Below are 18,620 nucleotides of genomic sequence, written 5' to 3' on the forward strand. Positions count from 1 at the left end.
GCCGGGCAAAAACTGTATATACTGTTTATATCGATGATAAACAGAAGCTGACAATGACCGAACCGACCATTAAAAAACCGACAAAGAAAACTTTCCATTTCCCGAAGGCGGCTGAGAACGTCCCCGCTGAAAAGAAGGAAGTCGTAGCGAGCGCCCCGGTTGTGGAATCGCCCAAAAAATCGGCAACCGTGAAAAAATCGGCAACCGTCAAGAAAGCCGCGAAAAAAGTCGAGGCCGGCCCGACGATCAGAAAGGCGGTTAAATCCAGTCCGGTTGTCAAAGCGAAACGCGCGAAGAAGGACAAGGTTGTCCGCGACAGTTTCACGATGCCGAAATCCGATTACGAAAAAATCGCAGCGCTCAAGCTTAAGTGCGAGGAAGCGGGCGTGTCGGTCAAGAAGAGCGAACTGTTGCGCGCGGGTCTGCTGATGCTCGAAGCGGCTTCGCCGAAGCGATTGCTGGCGGCGGTGTCGGCGGTGGAGCAGGTCAAGACTGGGCGTCCTGCTAAATCCTGACTTGGCGGAGTGCGGGAGCCGCCGTCATGGGCGGCGCTTCGCTGCAAATAAGTGAGTTTGTTCCGGGCGCTCGTCGAATTTTACGAGTGCCGCTTTGCATGGCCGTTGATTGCTCCATCAACAGGATAGCGGCCTTCAAACGTCTGGTGCATCCGCTTCAATAGCGAGATGTACCGCTGCCCCTCTACCGTATGAACGGTTTGCGCCGCGATGGCGTTCGCCTCGTCCCAGAGCCTTTCGAATTTGTCGCGCGCGGCATCCGTTGGCATTTTCGACGCCATCAGATCGGCAAAGTCCTGGTCGATGGCTTCGGGTGTTCGCGCGGGCGGTGGCGTTTTATCAGGCATCTCGCGTCTACTCGAAAACAGGTTGAGATTGGCGTGGCGTCGAAAGCGGGACGAATGAACATTGCAGCGCAGCTTTCTTCAGCAAGCGGGCACCAATGTCTGTCATCGTTTCGTCATAAAAGTGCAAGACTCGCTTTTCAAAACCGGCGCTAATCAAAAAGAATAGTACGGAGATGTCGATCACGAAAAATATAACGTGTCGTTTCTGTGCTGGGGAAATGCTGCGAGAAGCGTAACGGCCGGAGCCTTGCTTCGAGAATGGGCCGGGTGCCGGTTCTGGCAGTTGCGCTCCGGCGTTGTGGATCGGGATGTGCTTGCGTCGAAAAGCCTGCTTGAATAAAGCGGTCAAGATACGCCGCGTGCTGCGGACGCTGCTATCCGCAGAAAATCGAGTCCTTGTGAGCGGCCCGTAGGTTGCGAACGAAAGCCTGCGTCCGCTGATAACGACTTGCCGTTCGAGGCTCCTGCAGGGCGCTCAACGACAGGATCTCGATAATTCCCCGCGTACAGGTACTGGTTGCGTAGTGACGGACGTCCGCCACCTTGACCCAACGGCAGTGCGTAATTTCGTTGTCTGGAACCGGCGTTTGATCTTCGTGGATATTCGCAACGAAAACGTGATGACACGTGCGAACGCCAGCGAAGTTAAATAGATATCGCATGTCTAACGCGAGCAGGCCGGTTTCTTCCATCAACTCGCGCGATGCCGCGCCTTGCAAGCTTTCGCCACTGGACGCTTTGCCGCCCGGCAACGACCATCGCGAGCCTTCCTTGCTCACCAGCAGAATTCTCGCGCCAAGCTGACAAACGACGGTCGCTCGCTGTTTCACTTTGTCTCTTCCATGATTGGTGCGCCTGCTGAATTCGTATTATTCCGTCGTCGTCACGAGGCTTGTCGGGGGAATATCGAACTAGGGAAGATGGTGGTTGGCTAATGTGACATTCGTGTGGCGTCGCGCCCTGAAACGAGGCTTTTCCGCAGATTTCGCCTGTAAATCGAGCATCCCTTTGGACTTTCTCGGTTTAGCACCCAGTGAGTCGAGCCTGAATTTATTCTGGTTGCTTTAATATGCCTTCTGTTATTGCGCTCCCAGTTCGCGATGGAAGAAGGTGACATGACTTCGCGTCCCCATCCCGCTGACGATCAGAATACTTCGCAGCCGCCTCGCGTGGGCCGGGCAGAGGGCTGTATTGCACCGGCTACATCGATTGGCGACGCTTTCAATATTCTTTCTTCTGCGGCGACTGGCGAAGCACTCAAGAGAGTTCGCGAACTCAACTCAAACTCGGAACCCGAAGTCCTGCACAAGCTGCGTGTTGCATTGCGTCGACTGCGAACGCTGTGGTGGGTGTTTCAGCCCTTGCTCGACAAGCAGGACGCCAGGTCTCATCGCGGCGAATTCAAGTCGCTGGCAGCGGCTGCCGGGAAAACACGAGACTGGGACGTGTTGCGCGAATTGCTGTCGGCAGCGCCGTCGGGCGATTCTTTCGAAGCGTTGATCGCGCGCGTCGACCAGCATCGAAGCAGCGCGCTCGCATTCAGCAACCGGATCATCGGCAACGCCGGTGTCGAACGGATTGTCGAGCACGCGGTGCGGGTCGCGCGAAATCAGATCGAGGCTCAGACTACGCCCATGCGCCTCGATGAGTTCGCGACGACGCGCGCCGGGCGGGCAGAGGTGATGTTAAAGAAGCGCATCAAACGCGTTGCTTCCAACCCGAACGCGGACTATGCCGATCTTCATGAAATACGCATTGCTGGAAAGCGATTGCGATATTCGCTCGAATTTTTAGCGCCGGTGCTCGACGGTCATTATGTGGCGACGATTGAACGGCTCGCGCAAGTTCAGCAGCAACTTGGCGATTTGAACGATCTGGTAACGGGCGAAACTTTGCTTCGCGAATATGCGTTCCAACTGGGCGAATCGCATGCGTCGAAGAAAGCGATTAAATATCTGGAGGAGCAGCAGCGACTGCGGAAAATCGCTGCGCACGACATGCTGCGAGCCAACTTTTAATGCATCGTCAAAACTTTTTTATGGCAATACCCCGCCTGTTGCCCGGCGCTTTTTCGACTGAACGCCGTTCGACTCGACACGGCGTGCGAGATCGGTGAGAAGCCATCGGGCCACCACGTCCGGCCTGTTCATGTCATGACTCGCAAACTTTATTTCATTGTCGAAGTAGACGATAACCGTACCGTTCATCACGCGATATCGACCTCGAAACACGGTGCCATTGAGTTCAATTTCGATTCCCTTGGCTGTTTCATAATCTTCGACCATTGACTCCGCTCTGTTTAATTTTTTGAGGCATGGAACTTACCTAAGCGGATGTCGTACGTCAATGATTAAGGTGTAAAGTTCCTTACATTTTTTTCTCGAACGGAAGATCGCGAGTCAAACGCGGGATTTCGATTTCCTATTCGCTTCCTTTTGATGTGCTATTGCGTGGTAATCGACTTGCTGGACAGATTTTTAATCCTCGCCCGTAATTGCGTACGGACCTCGTCCGTCACGGCGGCGGGAAGCGGAATGTAGTCGAGGTTTTCGGCAGCCTGTTGACCATTGGTGAGCGCCCAATCGAAGAACTTCAGCGTTTCGCCGCTGCGCTCTGGTAGTGCGGACGCGTTTCGAAGCAGCACAAACGTTGCGCCGACAACCGGCCACGCGTTCTTGCCAGGCTCATTCGTCAGAATCGGTACGAGTGAATGGGACCAGTCGGCGCTGGCTGCTGCTGCTTTGAATGTCTCCGGGCCCGGTTTAACCACGACACCGGCTGCATTTTTCATCGCGACATACGACATGCGGTTCTGCTTCGTGAAGTCCCATGCAACGTAGCCGATTGCGCCCGGCAGGATCTGCACGAAGGTCGCCACGCCTTCGTTGCCTTTGCCGCCTATACCACGGGGCCAGCGTACGGTCGTGCCTTCTCCGATCCTGCTTTTCCATTCCGGGTTGACCTGCGACAGAAAGTGCGTCCAGATTAGCGTCGTGCCGGAACCGTCGAGACGCCGGACTACGGCAATCGGCGTATCGGGCATTTTCATTCCGGGGTTGATCGCAACGATCGCGGGATCGTCCCAGTAAATTATTTTGCCGAGAAAGATGTCGCCGAGCACCTGGCCCGTCAACGTCACCTCGCCCGATTTGATACCGGGAAGATTGACGACCGGCACGACGCCGCCGATCACCGTCGGAAACTGGAACAGGCCGTCTTTCACGAGTTCTGCGTCGCTGAGCGGCGCGTCGGAGCCGGCGAAATCCACCTGGCTTGCGACTATCTGTCTGAGACCGTCGGTTGAGCCGACGCCGCGATAATTGACCTTGCCGCCTCCGGCTCCCTGATACGCGCTGGCCCAGCGGGTGTAGATAGGCGCGGCGAAAGTGCTGCCGGCACCGGTAATGTCAGCGGCGCGGCCTGAAATGGCGGATACGGCGCTCACCAGACCTATCGTCAGCATCAGAATATGTCTCACGAAAACCTCACTTGAATTGTTGTTGAAGATCGTTAAGTGAAGCTCGCCGAAGAATCGCGGCGTGAAAATACTATTGTTTGTCGGGCAAACCTCGATGCTGGAAACGGCGATGTCGACTCGCTGTTTTCGCTGGGTTTCGTGTGCCCCACTTCTGAACACTAGACCTTGTGTGGGGCATTTTCAAAGCACGCCTTCGCAAGTACGCGGACTTCATCAAAGGACGATGACGGGGGAGGGGGATTGAAATTCTCCAGCACGGTTGACGGTCATTCGGCGAAAACCGTGCCAGTGTCGCGGGTCGGAACGCATCCGAAAATCCGCTCGCAAAGTGCGTTGATGCCGGGTTCGTAAAGCGCAAGCACGCGCACCCGGATACCGTTAAGCGTATTTCGAAATTGCCGGGCAAATGGGCTCTGAAGTCAGCCTTAAAAATTCAGATGGACGGACGTAAAAACGTGCTTCTGTTTTTTATATTAAGCCGCTTATAGTTCGTACATTGCTGTCAGATAGACTCTCTGACAGCAACTCATTCACGCGACGGAGAAAGACATGACAAACGCATCCGGGGCGAGTATCAGCCGGCAGGGGCCGCAATTGGAAGCGCTACAGGTTCTGGCCGAGTATCTCGAGTTATCGCTCGATGCCGGCGCGAGCCTGATCGTGATGCGTCATTCGAACGATATCGCCACGCTTTATGTCGGTGATCCGGCGGGGCCGCGCGAGGAGTTGAAGCGGCGCGGAACGATTGCCGCATCGCTTGCTAACGAGATTCTCAACGTGACGGACGCGGGCATCAACCGGATTGAAATCGAAGGTAAAACGTACCGGTTTTTCCGCAGCTTCACGCATCTGGAAGAAGTCGCAGCAGTCGTGTTTGCTTCGACCTGACAGGATATTTTTTTACGGCGAGGGGCGCCCCGCGTCTTTCGCCTGCACGATTAAAGCGCGTCGTGACAGAGCGCCATCATTCGCTGAACCATGGTGCTTGCTTCATTGAGTTCCATCTCGTTGGTGAAGAGCAGGTTCACGCTCGACAACCGCACCGCGACACCGGCCTCCAGCAAATCCTTGCTCGCGATTTTCAGCGCGAGTTGACCGATGCGAACCCGGTCCAGCCAGTCCATCTGCAGCCGGTTTTTCTCCAGCCACTGACGACAGCACTGAACCACATGGTCTACCCGCCAGTCGTTGGTCAACGCGTACGACGCCGCTGCGACGGCGACGAGGAAACACAGCAGGTCGGGTCGCGCACTTTCGCGCTCGCTAAATTCAGGTTTCATCATGTCTTTCGGCTTGCCGGCTGCGGTTAAGCAAACCCAATACATATGGGCTACGGAGGACGATTCAATGTGGACGTAATTCGACACTGCTTTTTTCAACGTGGCCAACGCAAACCGCCACGCGAAAGTGGACACTTTACTGCAAGTCGGGATGACTTCGTGTGCTGCAGGGCAACGGCATGATCTTTCGCAGCATCATGATGAACCGATATGCTGTGCGGCCGTGTGAAAAGCAAGGCTAAAAAGCTGGCGGCCTGCTTTCTGCCGGGTTACCGGAATCCGGGAAATGTTTTCGTCTGCGCACGCAGGCAAAAAAAGCAAGCTCGTACCGACAGGTTTTACACGCTCTCCGCGTGTGCAGCGGGAAAAATTGTGACGCCTGAGCCGCGTTGGAATTTTTTATCTGCGAGATTCGGTCGCAGTTCGGCGATGCGCTATTCGTGCCGCGCAACGTCGGGTCGCGGTACACGGAACGCGCGAAACCTTCGCGGTTTGGGCCGATGGAATCTCAAAACGGATTTCTGAAGTTGACCTGCCTATTGCCGTACGCAAACGCATTTTCACCAGCCAGGCCACCCACTTCTCGCTGAGTTTTTTTAGCTGCCGCATACATCGGGAACTATTGTTGCGGGCGCATTACGTTGCCGCCGATTCAACAGGGGTTTTACTTCGTAACCTTCCCTCGTCTATGCACTCATAGCGTTAATTTTATGCCCGTGGCATAGTGCGCACCGCAATACCATTTAAACGGGGAGTCAATATGGCAACACTGGAACAAATTCAGGCAAAGATGGACAAGCTCAAGGCGCAAGCCGAGGCATTGGCCGCAAAGAACGCACAGGCCATCGTGGACAAGATTCGAGGTCTCATGCTTCAGCATGGACTGACGACGAAAGACATCGAAGCCGACGCAAAGACGAAGCGCGCGGCGAAAACCGTCGGCGGTAAAGCTGCGGATGCGGCGAAAGCATCGAAGAAATCCGGCGTCAAAGTCGCGGCCAAATATCAGGATCCGAAGACCGGTGCAACGTGGACGGGTCGCGGACGCGCGCCGGCCTGGATTGCCAGTGCAAAAGATCGAAGCAAGTTTCTGATTGGCAGCGGCGCAAGCGCGGTGGCCGTTTCGAATTCGGCTGCCGGCAAGGTGAAGGCGAAGGCGGATGTGAAAGCTAAGGGCAACGCTTCGGCTTCGGCTGTGAAAAAAGCGTCGACCGCTGGCGCAGCGACGGCTCCCAAGGGTCAGCAGAAAGCTGACCAGGCTCCCCGCTACCGCGATCCAAAATCGGGCGCGACGTGGAGCGGTCGTGGTCGTGCGCCGTTGTGGATCGCGGGCGCGAAAGACCGCAACAAGTTTTTGATCGACGCCGCGCAAGCCGTTGCTCCGGTCGCGAAGACGAACAAGCCGAAGGCAGTTGTTACCAAGGCAGTGGTCGCAAAGACGAACAAGCCGAAGGCAGCGGTTACCAAGGCCGCGGTTGCGAAGACCAATGAGCCGAAGGCAGTTGTTACCAAGGCCGCGGTTGCGAAGACGAATAAGCCGAAGGCAGTTGTTACCAAAGCAGCAGTGACGAAAGCAGCAGTGACGAAAGCGCCGGTGACGAAAGCAGCAGCGACGAAAGCGCCAGCGGTCAAGAAAGTAAGCGCGGTCAAGGAACCCGGGGTTGTGAAATCGCCCGTTGCTGACGAGAAGGTTGTAGCGAAGAAAGCCGCGGTGTCGCCGGCAAAGCCCAAGGCAGTGAAGAAGGTCGTCGCTAAAAAGGCAGACCCGGTCGCTGTTGTTGCCGCAAGTTCCGACGTGCCCGCAGCACCGGTAGCGTCAGCCGAAGTGGCCGCATAAGCGAAAACCAGCGTAAGCGTAACCTACGCAGTCCGATGCCAGCAGACCCGAGGTCTGCTGGCATCGGCACATTTGCGGTTCACGAAAATCGCAGGCAAATCGCAGGCACGCGAATGGTCCGCGTTGCTGCCAGAAAGTACGCCGACGGGCGCAATAACTCGCCCGTCATTGACCACTCGCAAACCAGTCTACGATTTCCCTTTGAGGGTGAACGGCGCGAGCAGCGCCTGCACATCGACGCGTTGGCCCTGAAGTAAAAGCAGGCGCGCATGAAGCACCGTGTTTTCCAGAACGAGCTTGGCGGTGCTCAGCAGATACAACGCATGAATCTCGGACACCGACATGTTGCCCGCTTCAACCTGGTGATGGCGCTCGACGAGTGAGGTCATGACCAGCCGCCGCAGCTCCTGCTCGCCGAATGGAAGGTCCGCGTAATCGATCGGGTCTTCGGCTTCAACTTCTCGCAGCATGTCAACAAGCGCTTCTGTGCTCACTTCCATGTGTCCGCTCCCGGAGTTGGTTGGGACCAGCATAGCTAAACAGCGGTTCGCGCACAATGCCGCAAAAATGGCGTGGCGTTGAACGCGCTCCGGGTTCGTTCATATCCGTAAGCCGTTCGAAACAGTCGCCGCGCGATTCAGTCTTTGCCACAATACGCATTTCACTGTCTGCGCACCGGCTCATGCCGCGTTCCTCAAGCGGGAACCCTACGGCAGATGATCCGCAGCGCAGGGCTGTTTGCCGCTGTCGTCAGCGGCATGCTTTCACGGAGCAATCAAGATGAACGACGCCGTCCGCCTGACCGAAGTGTCCGACCTGGAACCCGCCGCACAAAGTCTGCGCGAAATTCGCCATCACATTCACCATCATCCTGAACTCGCGTACGAGGAAGTGCAGACCGGCGCGCTGGTCGCGGAGAAGCTCGAGCAATGGGGCTGGCAGGTCACGCGTGGGGTCGGTCAGACTGGCGTGGTCGGGACATTGAAAGCGGGCGATGGCAAGCGCAGCATCGGGATTCGCGCCGATATGGACGCGTTGCCGATCATCGAGCAAACCGGCCTGCCGTACGCGAGCGGCACGCACGGCAAAATGCACGCGTGCGGTCACGACGGTCACACGACCATGCTGCTCGGCGCTGCGCAACGCCTCGCGGCCACGCGCAATTTCTCGGGCACCGTGCATCTGTATTTCCAGCCGGCAGAAGAGAGCGGCATTGATAGCGGCGCGCAGAAAATGATCGCCGACGGCCTGTTCGAGCGCTTTCCCTGCGACGCGGTATTCGGCGTTCACAACCATCCCGGTGAAGAGCCCGGCACGTTGCTGTTTCGCAAGGGGCCGTTCATGTCGGCGGGCGACAAGGCGATCATCACGATCGAAGGTGTCGGCGGACACGCGGCGCGTCCGCATCTGACGGTCGATCCGGTGGTGGTGGCGGCAAGCATCGTGATGGCGTTGCAGACCGTCGTCGCGCGCAATGTCGATCCGTCGCAACCCGCCGTGGTCACAGTCGGCTCGATGCACGCTGGCACCGCGAACAATGTGATTTCGAGCAGCGCGAAACTGGAACTGAGCGTGCGGTCGTTCAGCCCCGAAGTCCGCGCGCTATTGAAGAAGCGCATCACCGAACTCGCGGAATCGCAGGCCGCGAGTTATGGCGGCAAGGCGATCGTCGAGTACATCGAAGGCTACCCGGTCGTCGTGAATTCCGAGGCGGAAACCGATTTCGCGATTCAGGTGGCGCGCGAACTGGTCGGTGACGACAAGGTGGTCGCGCACACAGACATCCTCATGGGCAGCGAAGACTTTGCGTTCATGCTGCAAAAGCGGCCGGGTACGTTTCTGCGGATCGGCAACGGCGCGGGCGAGGACGGCTGCATGGTGCACAACCCGCACTACGATTTCAACGACCGTAATCTGCCGGTCGGCGCCGCGTTCTGGACGCGGCTGGTGGAGCGCTATCTGGCTCAGTGAACCGGCATTGCGACGTGCGCGCTGCAATGCCGATAGCGGGCGCCAGCGCGCCCGCCGATCATTTTCAACCGCGTCGCGCGACCATATCCGAGACGGTTTGCGCGGCCTTTTGCAGCGGCTCCAGAAACGCCTTCACCATCTGCTTCGCCGAATTGCGCTGCGCATTTCCGCTGATGTTCATCGCCGCGATCACACGCCCCTGGCGATTGCGGATCGGCGCGGACAGCGAAATCAAACCACCTTCGAGTTCCTGATCGACGATAGCCCAGCCCTGGGTCCGCACCTGCGCGATCAGTTTCTTCAACTCGTCCTTGTCGGTCACCGTGCGCGGTGTGTGCGCGTAAAGCGGCGCCGAATTCAACGTGGCTTCGAGCGTTTCGTCGTCGAGTGCGGACAACAGCACGCGGCCCATCGACGTGCAATAAGCGGGCAAACGGCTGCCGATCGACAGGTTGATCGTCATGATCTTGTGGGTCGGCACACGCAGCACGTAAACGATCTCGGTGCGATCCAGCACGGCCGCCGAACAGCTCTCGTGAACCTCCGCCGACAAGCCCTCCATGACCGGCTCGGCCAGATTCCAGAATGGCATCGACGTCAGATACGCGAAACCGAGGTCGAGAATTTTCGGCGTGAGGCGGAACAGGCGGCCTTCGGCTTCCACGTAGCCGAGCGTCTGCAAGGTCAGCAGGATGCGGCGTGCGCCCGCGCGCGTGAGACCGGTGGCGGCGGCGACGTCGGTGAGCGTCTGTTCGGGGCGCGTGGCGTCGAACGCGCGGATGACCGCGAGGCCGCGCGCGAACGACTGCACATACGAGTCGCCCGGCTTGTCCGGGGCCGGTTCGGCGCTGACGGGAACGACGGTAGACGGCGGCAGGGCTTTGCTCATGGGCCTTGAAAGATGCGTTCGAAGAAAGCGCGCACGACGGCCGCGCCGGTTGCCCGACGCGCTGCTGCGCAAAGGCGTGACGATAGCTTAAGCCTTCTGTTTCGCCAACTTGACGTGTGATCGCGTAAAAATCCCAGGGTTTGCGCGGATGCCGAGTTCATCTCAAATTTGTATGATGACCCGACAACATGACGAGTCGAGGCCTCGATGTTCGACAAGATTCCTGCGCGGGCGTTGAGCGACACGGTCGCGCAGCAGCTCCTCACGCAGATCGACAAAGGCACCTTCGAGCGCGGCGGCAAGCTGCCGACCGAGGCCGTCCTGGCGCAGCAGTTCGGCGTGAGCCGCACGGTGATCCGCGAGGCGATTTCGCGGCTGAAGAACGAGGGCGTGGTCGAACCGCGCCAGGGTAGCGGCGTGTTCATCGCGGGGCACGGCGCGGTCCGGCCGCTGCGGATCGATTACGCGGAAGCAGTCGAGCCTGGCTCGGTCGTGCAGATTCTCGCGCTGCGCCGGGCGATCGAAGCGGAAGTCGCATCCGAAGCCGCGCTGTGCCGCAGCGCCGCCGATATCGCGTCGATCGACGCCGCGCTCGCGCACATCGACGAAGCGGTGGCCGACGGCAGCGACGGTGTCGCGCAAGACGTCGCGTTTCATCGCGCGATTGCGGCGGCGACCGGCAATCCGTATTTCCTCAAAACGCTCACTTTCCTGAATCAGTATCTGGAGGCCGGCACGGTCGTCACGCGCCGCAACGAATCGTTGCGCGAGGACTTTTCGCGTCAGGTGCGCGACGAGCACGCGGCGATCGCCGCGGCAATTCGCGCGGGCGATCCGGTAGCGGCGCGCAACGCGGCGCAGACGCATATGTACAACGCCGCGCGCCGGCTCGCGGAAGCGGGCATCTGCTAGCGACTGAAGTAACGGACAAGAAGCTGGAAGCGGTCAGGTCCCATGAGCGCCCGCGCTCATCGGGTGCGAACACATCACGCAATTGACAGAGGTCACGCATGTCCAGAAATGTCGGAGTCATCGGTCTAGGTGCAATGGGTCTGGGTGTCGCGCGCTCATTGCGGCGCGCGGGTTTTCGGGTGCATGCGTGCGATTTGCGCCAGGAGGTGGTGCAGGCGTTTGTCGCCGAGGGCGGTGTCGGTTGTGCGACGCCCGCGGAGCTCGGCGCGCAATGCGAGGTGGTCGTCACGGTCGTCGTGAATGCCGAGCAGACCGAGGCCGTGCTGTTCGGCGAGCAGGGCGCGGTCGCGGCGATGAAAAAAGGCAGTGTGGTGATCGCAAGCGCGACAGTGCCGCCTGAATTCGCGATAGATCTCGGCAAGCGGATCGAAGCGGCGGGTCTGCAGATGCTCGATGCGCCGCTTTCGGGCGGCGCAGCGCGCGCCGCATCCGGTGAGATGACGATGATGACTTCGGGCCCCGCGCAAGCCTATGCCGCCTGCCAGGACGTGCTGATCGCGATGGCGGGCAAGGTCTACCGGCTCGGCACTGCGCATGGCGCGGGATCGAAAGTGAAGATCATCAATCAGTTGCTGGCGGGCGTGCATATCGCGGTCGCCGCCGAGGCGATGGCACTCGGTCTGCGCGAGGGCGTCGATCCGAAGGCGCTGTACGAGGTGATCACGAACAGCGCGGGCAATTCGTGGATGTTCGAGAACCGTGTGCCGCACATTCTCAATGGCGATTACACGCCGCTGTCGGCGGTCGATATTTTCGTCAAGGACCTGGGGCTCGTGCTCGATACCGCGCGCCGCTCGAAATTCCCGCTGCCGTTGTCGGCGGCCGCGCATCAGATGTTCATGATGGCGTCCACGGCCGGTCATGGTGGCGAGGACGATTCGGCGGTCATCAAGATTTTCCCGGGCATCGACGTGCCGGCCGCGAAGTAAGCGGGGGCTGATGTCATGACGTCCACGACGAAACGCGCGTTGCTCGGCTGCATCGCCGACGACTTCACCGGCGCGACCGATCTCGCCAATATGCTGGTGCGCGGCGGCATGCGCACGGTGCAGACGATCGGCGTACCCGCGTCGAATGAAGCGCTCGAAGCCGATGCGCTGGTGGTCGCGCTGAAGTCGCGCACGATTCCCGCCGCCGACGCCATCGCGCAATCGCTCGCCGCGCTCGACTGGTTGCGCGCGCAAGGCTGCCGCCAGTTCTTCTTCAAATACTGCTCGACCTTCGATTCGACCGACGCTGGCAACATCGGTCAGGTGACCGATGCGCTGCTCGACGCGCTGTCTTCCGATGGCGCGGGTTTCACGATTGCGTGCCCTGCGTTTCCTGAAAACGGCCGCACGATTTTCCGGGGCCATCTGTTTGTCGGCGATACGCTGCTCAATGAATCGGGCATGGAAAACCACCCGCTCACGCCGATGCGCGACGCGAATCTCGTGCGCGTGCTGCAACGTCAGACGCAATCGAAAGTGGGTCTCGTGCGTTACGACGCGGTGGCCAAGGGTGTGCCGGGCGTGCGTGCGGCATTCGACGCGCTCCGCGAAAACGGCGCGCGCATGGCGATTGCCGACGCGGTGTCCGACGCCGATCTGCACGTGCTAGGCGAAGCCTGCGCCGATCTCACACTGATCACGGGCGGCTCCGGCATTGCGTTGGGCTTGCCCGCGAATTTCCGTCGCGCGGGATGGTTGAACGAGCAGGCCGATGCCGCGCAGTTGCCGCGTATCGATGGTTTGTCGGTGGTTCTTGCCGGGAGCGCGTCGAAAGCGACCAACGCACAGGTCGCGGCGTGGCGTGAAACGCGCCCGGCGTTTCGCATCGATCCGCTGGCGGCGGCGCGCGGTGAAGACGTCGTCGCGCAGGCGCTCGACTTCGCCCAGCCGTATCTCGACCGGTGCGAAGCCGTGCTGATCTACGCGACCGCCACGCCTGACGAAGTCAAGGCGGTGCAGCGCGAACTCGGTGTCAACGAAGCGGGGCATCTGGTGGAATCGACATTGGCGTCGATTGCGCGCGCTCTGCGCGAGCGCGGCGTGCGCAAGTTCGTGGTGGCGGGCGGCGAGACTTCGGGTGCGGTCGTGCAGGCGCTCGACGTGCGCACGCTGCGCATCGGCGGCCAGATCGACCCGGGCGTGCCGGCCACGGCGACCACCGGCGCCGACCCTCTGGCGCTCGCGCTGAAGTCCGGCAATTTCGGCTCGACCGATTTCTTCGACAAGGCGCTGCGTCATCTGGACGGGGCCGCGCAATGACCGCGTCGCCCGCACTTCACACGACGAACGAAGCGCGCGTGCGCGAGGAAATCTGCGTGAGCGGCGCGAGTCTGTATCAGCGCGGCTATACGGTGGGCACCGCCGGCAACATCAGCGCGCGGCTCGACGACGGCTGGCTGATCACGCCGACCGATGCCTGCCTCGGCCGGCTCGATCCCGCCGAAATCGCCAAAGTCGATCTGAGCGGCAACGCCGTGTCGGGCGCGAAGCCGTCGAAAACGCTGGCGCTGCATCGCGGCATCTATGCGCGTAACGGCGACGCACGCGGCGTCGTCCATACGCATTCGACCCATCTGGTCGCGCTGACGCTCGCGGGCGTCTGGAGCGAAACGGATGTGCTGCCGCCGCTCACGCCGTACTACGTGATGAAAGTGGGACACGTACCGCTGATTCGCTACCGCCGCCCCGGCGATCTGCAAGTGGCTGCCGAGATCGCCGCGCTGGCCGGTTCGGTCCGCGCGGCTTTGCTCGACCGTCTGGGGCCGGTGGTGTGGGAGCGTTCCGTCGCGCAGGCGTCGTACGCGCTCGAAGAACTGGAGGAGACCGCGCGCTTGTGGCTGATGACGAATCCGCGGCCCGCGCCGCTCGATGAAGCCGCGCTCGAAGAGTTGCGTGCGGTGTTCGGCGCGCGCTGGTAGCGCACGCTACGGGACATTCCCGCATGGGCCGCGCGTGGGTTCGCGTGATTCATGCGGTCGCGCGGTCTTGTAGTTGAGGCCGCCTGAATATTCGACACGCGCCAGAAACGAGCATCGACGGCTCGATCCTCGGCGCTGAATCAAACTGTTACCTGGGAGTTGTCGCCATGCCCCGTTTTGCCGCCAATCTGACGATGATGTACACCGAGCACGCTTTCCTCGACCGTTTCGCCGCCGCCGCGCAAGACGGTTTCGAAGCGGTCGAATACCTGTTTCCCTACGATTTTCCGGCCAGCGAAATCAAGGCGCGGCTCGATGCCAATCATCTGACGCAGGCGCTGTTCAATGCGCCGCCCGGCGACTGGGCAGGCGGCGAACGCGGAATAGCCGCGCTGCCGGGCCGCGAAGACGAGTTTCAGCGCAGCATCGCTACCGCGCTCGACTACGCGCGCGTGCTCGGCAATCGCAAGCTGCATGTGATGGCCGGTCTGATCGGCGCGGATCATTCGCGAGCCGAATGTCGCGACGTGTACGTGAAAAATCTCGCGTATGCCGCGAAGGCTGCGCTAGCCGAGAACATCATGGTCGTGATCGAGCCGATCAATACGCGCGACATGCCCGGCTATTTCCTGAATCGTCAGGACGATGCCCACGCGATTTGCGCGGAAGTCGGCGCACCGAATCTGAAGGTGCAATTCGATTGCTATCACTGCCAGATCGTCGAAGGCGATCTCGCGGTGAAACTCAAACGCGATATGGCCGGCATCGGCCACATTCAGATCGCGGGCGTGCCCGAGCGGCACGAACCCGACACCGGCGAATTGAACTACCCGTATCTGCTGGAATTGATCGACTCGCTGGGTTACGACGGCTACATCGGTTGCGAATACCGACCGCGTGGTGAAACGTCGGCGGGGCTTGGCTGGCTGAAGCCGTATCTGAAGAACGCCGGGCAATGAACTGCGAATTCACCTGATTCACGATCTCGATGGAAAGCCAATCATGAAAGTTCTGATTACCGGCGGCGCGGGTTTTCTCGGTCAGCGCCTCGCCCGTGAACTGCTCGCGCGCGGTTCGCTGAACGACGCGCAAGGCAAACCGCAAGCGATTACCGAACTGCTTCTGCTCGACGTGGTTCATGCCGCCGATTCCGGCGACAGCCGCGTGCGAAGCGAAGTGGGCGATATCGCCGAACGCAGCGTGCTGGAACACGCAATCGACGGGAACACCGAAGCGATCTTCCATCTCGCGGCGATCGTGAGCGGCCAGGCGGAAGCGGATTTCGATCTCGGCATGCGCATCAATCTCGACGCGTCGCGCCTGCTGCTCGAAACGTGCCGGCAACGCGGGCATCGGCCGCGCGTGGTGTTCACGAGTTCGGTCGCGGTTTATGGCGGCGATCTGCCGGATGTCGTGCAAAACGATACGGCGCTGAATCCGCAATCGTCGTATGGCGCGCAGAAGGCGATCGCGGAATTGCTGCTCAACGATTACACGCGACGCGGTTTTGTCGACGGCCGCGTGCTGCGCTTGCCGACCATCAGCGTGCGTCCGGGGCGGCCGAATGCGGCGGCGTCGTCGTTTGCGAGCGGGATTATTCGCGAGCCGCTGAATGGCGAGGCGGCGGTGTGTCCGGTGGCGGGATCGACGCGGCTGTGGCTGCTGTCGCCGCGCCAGGCGATCGCAAGCCTGATCGCCGGGCTCGAACTCGATGCGGCGGCGCTCGGTCAGCAGCGCGTGCTGAACCTGCCGGGGATTTCGGTGAGTGTCGACGACATGGTCGCGGCGCTGCGCGAAGTGGCGGGCGACGAGGTCGCGAACCGGATCGTGTGGGAGCCTGATACGCGCGTGGAGAAGATCGTCGGCAGCTGGCCGGGACGGTGGGATACGTCGCGCGCCGAGCGGCTGGGCCTGAGCGGCGAGCGGAGTTTCGCTGACGTGATCCGCAGCTATATCGCTGACGAGGGGATCCAGGTTCGGTGAGAGGCCGGGCTTGCGGAACATGAAACTTCTCCGCAAGCCTTTCCCGCAACGCAACGCCACGACGGCATCGGCCACTCTGCGCCAAATCCCCGCGTGACCACTCAGAACCCGCCCCCGCCGTCTGCACGTATTCCCTAATGCCAACCGGTCCACGCTTGACATGGTTTCGCGCACGCGCCTATTATCGAGGCTCATTGTTCGATATATGACCGTACGTTCGCGTAAAGAACAAATGGCCTGAATCTCGAGCCCAAGGTTTACCATCCTGCGCTAAGCTGATCCGACGTGAAGGCTGCCGTGCCGCCACCTGTCCGTGGGCGTGGCCGGCCCGATGCCACCGCGCATCCAGCCCGCGTCATCGCGTGACTACCGATTCACCGGCCACGGCGCAGCGCACGCAGCACATCAACTGGAGACATCACATGACCGAAGCATTCCTGTGCGACGCGATTCGCACCCCCATTGGCCGCTATGCGGGTTCGCTGTCGTCGGTGCGTGCCGACGATCTGGGCGCCGTGCCGCTCAAGGCGCTGATGGAGCGCAACAAGGACGTCGACTGGAGCGCGATCGACGACGTGATCTACGGCTGCGCGAACCAGGCCGGTGACGACAACCGCAACGTCGCGCGCATGTCGCTGCTGCTGGCGGGCTTGCCGCTAGACGTGCCGGGCTCGACGGTCAACCGCCTGTGCGGTTCGGGCATGGACGCAGTCGGCATCGCGGCGCGCGCGATCAAATCGGGCGAAGCCGCGTTGATGGTGGCGGGCGGTGTCGAAAGCATGAGCCGTGCGCCGTTCGTGATGCCCAAGGCAGGCAGCGCGTTTTCGCGCCAGGCCGAGATTTACGACACGACGATCGGCTGGCGCTTCGTCAACCCGCTGATGAAAAAGCTCTACGGCGTCGACTCGATGCCGGAAACCGGCGAAAACGTCGCCACCGACTACAACATCAGCCGCGCTGATCAGGACGCGTTCGCACTGCGCAGCCAGCAGAAAGCAGCTCGCGCGCAACGCGACGGCACGCTCGCGCAGGAAATCGTCGGCGTGACGATTGCGCAGAAGAAAGGCGATCCGGTTACGGTGCTGCAGGACGAGCATCCGCGTGAAACCAGTCTCGAAACGCTCGCCAAGCTGAAGGGCGTCGTGCGTCCGGACGGCACGGTCACGGCGGGCAATGCATCGGGCGTGAACGACGGCGCAGCGGCTCTGCTGCTCGCCAACGAAGCCACCGCGAAGCGCTTCGGCCTCACGCCGCGCGCTCGCGTGCTGGGTATCGCCACGGCCGGCGTCGCGCCGCGCGTGATGGGCATCGGCCCGGCGCCGGCTACGCAAAAGCTGCTGGCGCGTCTGGGTATGACCATCGACCAATTCGACGTGATCGAACTGAACGAGGCGTTCGCGTCGCAAGGTATTGCGGTGTTGCGCGCGCTGGGCGTGGCCGACGACGACGCTCGCGTGAACCCGAACGGCGGCGCGATTGCACTCGGCCATCCGCTCGGCATGAGCGGCGCGCGCCTGGTGACGACCGCGATGTATCAACTGCAGCGCGCGCAAGGTCGCTTTGCGCTGTGCACGATGTGTATCGGCGTCGGTCAGGGCATCGCAATCGCAATCGAACGCGTTTGATGCTTTAGCCTGATCTGGAACCGACGCGCCATGTCCGGCGCTTCAAAACGAACAGCCCCAGCGCGAAAGCGCTGGGGCTGTTTTGTTTGTGGCGTTCGGATCATTCGGAGTGAGGCGTTGTGCGAGCCGGGTACGCGATTTGCGATTGGGGATCGGGACGATGCTCGAACCACTTCTCAAGGAGAGCGCAGATGAAGGCAGCGATGACAGCGGCAACGGCAGCGTTGATGATCGCGGCATTCGCCGCCGCTCAGCCTGCCTGCGCGCAAGACTCAATGGCGAGCACCGCCCAGGCCGTGATCGACGCGGCCGAGCCGGTGCATCTGAACGCAGAGATTGCCGCTATCGATCCTGGCAGCCGGACACTCACGCTCAAGGGCCCTGACGGTAACGCCTTGGTCGTGCTGGTGAGTCAGCAGCTTGCCGGTTTCGATCAACTGAAAGTGGGAGACCGGGTCGACGTGCTCTACAGGAACGCGCTGCTCGTGAATGCCGAGAAAGTCGCCGGCGCGGATAAGGACATTCGCAAACGCGTCGACAAGCGGGTGACGACGCCGACCCCGGACGGTTTTGAATCGGCGGGACAGACCGAGGTGCTGGCGACGGTGCAGAAGATCGATCGCAAGAAACGCCTCGTGACGTTGCGCGGCGTGTCGCAGACACGGACGTTCGAAGCGGGTCCGGCGGTCGATCTGTCAACGGTGAAGGTGGGCGATACGATTCACGCGGTGTTCGTATCGGCGGCGGCAGTGCAGGTCACGCCCGCCGCGCAGTGAACCTTGCGCACGCGGGCGGCGGTACTTGCGAGCATTGTC

General features: G+C 60.8%; 21 protein-coding genes. 13 read left to right on the forward strand and 8 right to left on the reverse strand.

Annotated features, from left to right (window positions below; genetic code table 11):
- The first annotated feature begins 53 nt into the window (after positions 1–53).
- Positions 54–515 (forward strand): hypothetical protein, encoded by a 462-nt coding sequence (locus tag BLS41_RS19175; RefSeq protein WP_074767669.1) that lies wholly within the window; start codon positions 54–56, stop codon positions 513–515.
- Between the two features lie 80 nt (positions 516–595).
- On the opposite strand, the gene BLS41_RS19180 is transcribed toward BLS41_RS19175, so the two are convergent.
- From BLS41_RS19180 to BLS41_RS19185, 3 genes are read right to left on the reverse strand one after another with little or no spacing between them, the layout of a single operon-like run.
- A complete protein-coding gene (locus tag BLS41_RS19180; protein ID WP_074767671.1) occupies positions 596–862 on the reverse strand; it encodes a hypothetical protein in 267 nt (88 codons plus the stop codon).
- Between the two features lie 7 nt (positions 863–869).
- Positions 870–1,211, reverse strand: a complete 342-nt coding sequence (locus BLS41_RS38495) for a hypothetical protein (protein ID WP_143026320.1) — start codon at positions 1,209–1,211, stop codon at positions 870–872.
- A gap of 25 nt (positions 1,212–1,236) precedes the next feature.
- On the reverse strand, positions 1,237–1,692 hold the full coding sequence (locus BLS41_RS19185) for an NUDIX hydrolase (protein WP_074767673.1): 456 nt from the start codon (positions 1,690–1,692) through the stop codon (positions 1,237–1,239).
- A 285-nt stretch (positions 1,693–1,977) separates the two neighbouring features.
- Between BLS41_RS19185 and BLS41_RS19190 the strand changes: the two genes are divergently transcribed.
- Positions 1,978–2,880, forward strand: coding sequence for a CHAD domain-containing protein (locus BLS41_RS19190; protein ID WP_074767675.1), 903 nt, complete (start codon positions 1,978–1,980; stop codon positions 2,878–2,880).
- Between the two features lie 18 nt (positions 2,881–2,898).
- Here BLS41_RS19190 and BLS41_RS19195 read toward each other — a convergent pair whose 3' ends face one another.
- Together BLS41_RS19195 and pstS are read right to left on the reverse strand one after the other, a co-directional pair.
- The gene (locus tag BLS41_RS19195; protein ID WP_074767677.1) at positions 2,899–3,147 is read right to left on the reverse strand and encodes a hypothetical protein; all 249 of its coding nucleotides are present in this window, start codon (positions 3,145–3,147) and stop codon (positions 2,899–2,901) included.
- Between the two features lie 158 nt (positions 3,148–3,305).
- Positions 3,306–4,325 (reverse strand): phosphate ABC transporter substrate-binding protein PstS, encoded by a 1,020-nt coding sequence (pstS, locus tag BLS41_RS19200; protein ID WP_074767679.1) that lies wholly within the window; start codon positions 4,323–4,325, stop codon positions 3,306–3,308.
- 564 nt (positions 4,326–4,889) lie between these two features.
- Between pstS and BLS41_RS19205 the strand changes: the two genes are divergently transcribed.
- Positions 4,890–5,228, forward strand: coding sequence for a hypothetical protein (locus tag BLS41_RS19205; protein ID WP_074767681.1), 339 nt, complete (start codon positions 4,890–4,892; stop codon positions 5,226–5,228).
- Positions 5,229–5,278: 50 nt separating this feature from the next.
- On the opposite strand, the gene BLS41_RS19210 is transcribed toward BLS41_RS19205, so the two are convergent.
- The gene (locus tag BLS41_RS19210; RefSeq protein ID WP_074767683.1) at positions 5,279–5,623 is read right to left on the reverse strand and encodes a hypothetical protein; all 345 of its coding nucleotides are present in this window, start codon (positions 5,621–5,623) and stop codon (positions 5,279–5,281) included.
- Between the two features lie 757 nt (positions 5,624–6,380).
- Here BLS41_RS19210 and BLS41_RS19215 point away from each other — a divergent pair.
- Positions 6,381–7,457 carry an H-NS family nucleoid-associated regulatory protein gene (locus BLS41_RS19215; RefSeq protein WP_074767685.1) on the forward strand — a complete coding sequence of 359 codons (1,077 nt, stop codon included), beginning with the start codon at positions 6,381–6,383 and terminating at the stop codon, positions 7,455–7,457.
- A gap of 188 nt (positions 7,458–7,645) precedes the next feature.
- On the opposite strand, the gene BLS41_RS19220 is transcribed toward BLS41_RS19215, so the two are convergent.
- A complete protein-coding gene (locus tag BLS41_RS19220) occupies positions 7,646–7,957 on the reverse strand; it encodes a hypothetical protein (RefSeq protein WP_074767687.1) in 312 nt (103 codons plus the stop codon).
- Positions 7,958–8,237: 280 nt separating this feature from the next.
- Between BLS41_RS19220 and BLS41_RS19225 the strand changes: the two genes are divergently transcribed.
- Positions 8,238–9,428 carry a M20 aminoacylase family protein gene (locus BLS41_RS19225; RefSeq protein ID WP_074767689.1) on the forward strand — a complete coding sequence of 397 codons (1,191 nt, stop codon included), beginning with the start codon at positions 8,238–8,240 and terminating at the stop codon, positions 9,426–9,428.
- A 64-nt stretch (positions 9,429–9,492) separates the two neighbouring features.
- Here the strand turns inward: BLS41_RS19225 and BLS41_RS19230 are convergent, their stop codons facing one another.
- Positions 9,493–10,317, reverse strand: coding sequence for an IclR family transcriptional regulator (locus BLS41_RS19230; protein WP_074767691.1), 825 nt, complete (start codon positions 10,315–10,317; stop codon positions 9,493–9,495).
- 207 nt (positions 10,318–10,524) lie between these two features.
- On the opposite strand from BLS41_RS19230, the gene BLS41_RS19235 reads away from it, so the two are divergent.
- From BLS41_RS19235 to BLS41_RS19270, 8 genes are all read left to right on the forward strand, one after another.
- The gene (locus BLS41_RS19235) at positions 10,525–11,229 is read left to right on the forward strand and encodes a FadR/GntR family transcriptional regulator (protein ID WP_074767693.1); all 705 of its coding nucleotides are present in this window, start codon (positions 10,525–10,527) and stop codon (positions 11,227–11,229) included.
- A 98-nt stretch (positions 11,230–11,327) separates the two neighbouring features.
- Positions 11,328–12,218 (forward strand): L-threonate dehydrogenase, encoded by an 891-nt coding sequence (gene ltnD / locus BLS41_RS19240; RefSeq protein WP_074767695.1) that lies wholly within the window; start codon positions 11,328–11,330, stop codon positions 12,216–12,218.
- Between the two features lie 15 nt (positions 12,219–12,233).
- Positions 12,234–13,538 carry a 3-oxo-tetronate kinase gene (otnK, locus tag BLS41_RS19245; protein WP_074767697.1) on the forward strand — a complete coding sequence of 435 codons (1,305 nt, stop codon included), beginning with the start codon at positions 12,234–12,236 and terminating at the stop codon, positions 13,536–13,538.
- Positions 13,535–14,197 (forward strand): 3-oxo-tetronate 4-phosphate decarboxylase, encoded by a 663-nt coding sequence (gene otnC, locus BLS41_RS19250; RefSeq protein ID WP_074767698.1) that lies wholly within the window; start codon positions 13,535–13,537, stop codon positions 14,195–14,197. Before otnK ends, otnC begins: the two co-directional genes overlap by 4 nt.
- Positions 14,198–14,364: 167 nt before the next feature.
- Positions 14,365–15,156, forward strand: a complete 792-nt coding sequence (otnI, locus tag BLS41_RS19255) for a 2-oxo-tetronate isomerase (RefSeq protein ID WP_074767700.1) — start codon at positions 14,365–14,367, stop codon at positions 15,154–15,156.
- Between the two features lie 43 nt (positions 15,157–15,199).
- Positions 15,200–16,180, forward strand: coding sequence for a D-erythronate dehydrogenase (denD, locus tag BLS41_RS19260; protein WP_074767702.1), 981 nt, complete (start codon positions 15,200–15,202; stop codon positions 16,178–16,180).
- A 422-nt stretch (positions 16,181–16,602) separates the two neighbouring features.
- Positions 16,603–17,805 (forward strand): 3-oxoadipyl-CoA thiolase, encoded by a 1,203-nt coding sequence (pcaF, locus tag BLS41_RS19265; protein WP_074767704.1) that lies wholly within the window; start codon positions 16,603–16,605, stop codon positions 17,803–17,805.
- Between the two features lie 191 nt (positions 17,806–17,996).
- Entirely contained in the window at positions 17,997–18,581 is a 585-nt protein-coding gene (locus BLS41_RS19270; protein ID WP_436972006.1) for a hypothetical protein, read from the forward strand.
- Positions 18,582–18,620: the final 39 nt, after the last annotated feature.

Source organism: Paraburkholderia fungorum (genome assembly GCF_900099835.1).
GTDB lineage: Bacteria > Pseudomonadota > Gammaproteobacteria > Burkholderiales > Burkholderiaceae > Paraburkholderia > Paraburkholderia fungorum_A.

Excerpts from the sequence above, each read along its gene's own strand:
- BLS41_RS19175 (WP_074767669.1), top strand. The coding sequence starts at position 54 with ATGACCGAACCGACCATTAAAAAACCGACAAAGAAAACTTTCCATTTC.
- BLS41_RS19180 (WP_074767671.1), bottom strand. The coding sequence starts at position 862 with ATGCCTGATAAAACGCCACCGCCCGCGCGAACACCCGAAGCCATCGAC.
- BLS41_RS19190 (WP_074767675.1), top strand. The coding sequence starts at position 1,978 with ATGACTTCGCGTCCCCATCCCGCTGACGATCAGAATACTTCGCAGCCG.
- BLS41_RS19195 (WP_074767677.1), bottom strand. The coding sequence starts at position 3,147 with ATGGTCGAAGATTATGAAACAGCCAAGGGAATCGAAATTGAACTCAAT.
- pstS (WP_074767679.1), bottom strand. The coding sequence starts at position 4,325 with ATGCTGACGATAGGTCTGGTGAGCGCCGTATCCGCCATTTCAGGCCGC.
- BLS41_RS19205 (WP_074767681.1), top strand. The coding sequence starts at position 4,890 with ATGACAAACGCATCCGGGGCGAGTATCAGCCGGCAGGGGCCGCAATTG.
- BLS41_RS19210 (WP_074767683.1), bottom strand. The coding sequence starts at position 5,623 with ATGATGAAACCTGAATTTAGCGAGCGCGAAAGTGCGCGACCCGACCTG.
- BLS41_RS19215 (WP_074767685.1), top strand. The coding sequence starts at position 6,381 with ATGGCAACACTGGAACAAATTCAGGCAAAGATGGACAAGCTCAAGGCG.
- BLS41_RS19220 (WP_074767687.1), bottom strand. The coding sequence starts at position 7,957 with ATGGAAGTGAGCACAGAAGCGCTTGTTGACATGCTGCGAGAAGTTGAA.
- BLS41_RS19225 (WP_074767689.1), top strand. The coding sequence starts at position 8,238 with ATGAACGACGCCGTCCGCCTGACCGAAGTGTCCGACCTGGAACCCGCC.
- BLS41_RS19230 (WP_074767691.1), bottom strand. The coding sequence starts at position 10,317 with ATGAGCAAAGCCCTGCCGCCGTCTACCGTCGTTCCCGTCAGCGCCGAA.
- BLS41_RS19235 (WP_074767693.1), top strand. The coding sequence starts at position 10,525 with ATGTTCGACAAGATTCCTGCGCGGGCGTTGAGCGACACGGTCGCGCAG.
- ltnD (WP_074767695.1), top strand. The coding sequence starts at position 11,328 with ATGTCCAGAAATGTCGGAGTCATCGGTCTAGGTGCAATGGGTCTGGGT.
- otnK (WP_074767697.1), top strand. The coding sequence starts at position 12,234 with ATGACGTCCACGACGAAACGCGCGTTGCTCGGCTGCATCGCCGACGAC.
- otnC (WP_074767698.1), top strand. The coding sequence starts at position 13,535 with ATGACCGCGTCGCCCGCACTTCACACGACGAACGAAGCGCGCGTGCGC.
- otnI (WP_074767700.1), top strand. The coding sequence starts at position 14,365 with ATGCCCCGTTTTGCCGCCAATCTGACGATGATGTACACCGAGCACGCT.
- denD (WP_074767702.1), top strand. The coding sequence starts at position 15,200 with ATGAAAGTTCTGATTACCGGCGGCGCGGGTTTTCTCGGTCAGCGCCTC.
- pcaF (WP_074767704.1), top strand. The coding sequence starts at position 16,603 with ATGACCGAAGCATTCCTGTGCGACGCGATTCGCACCCCCATTGGCCGC.
- BLS41_RS19270 (WP_436972006.1), top strand. The coding sequence starts at position 17,997 with ATGAAGGCAGCGATGACAGCGGCAACGGCAGCGTTGATGATCGCGGCA.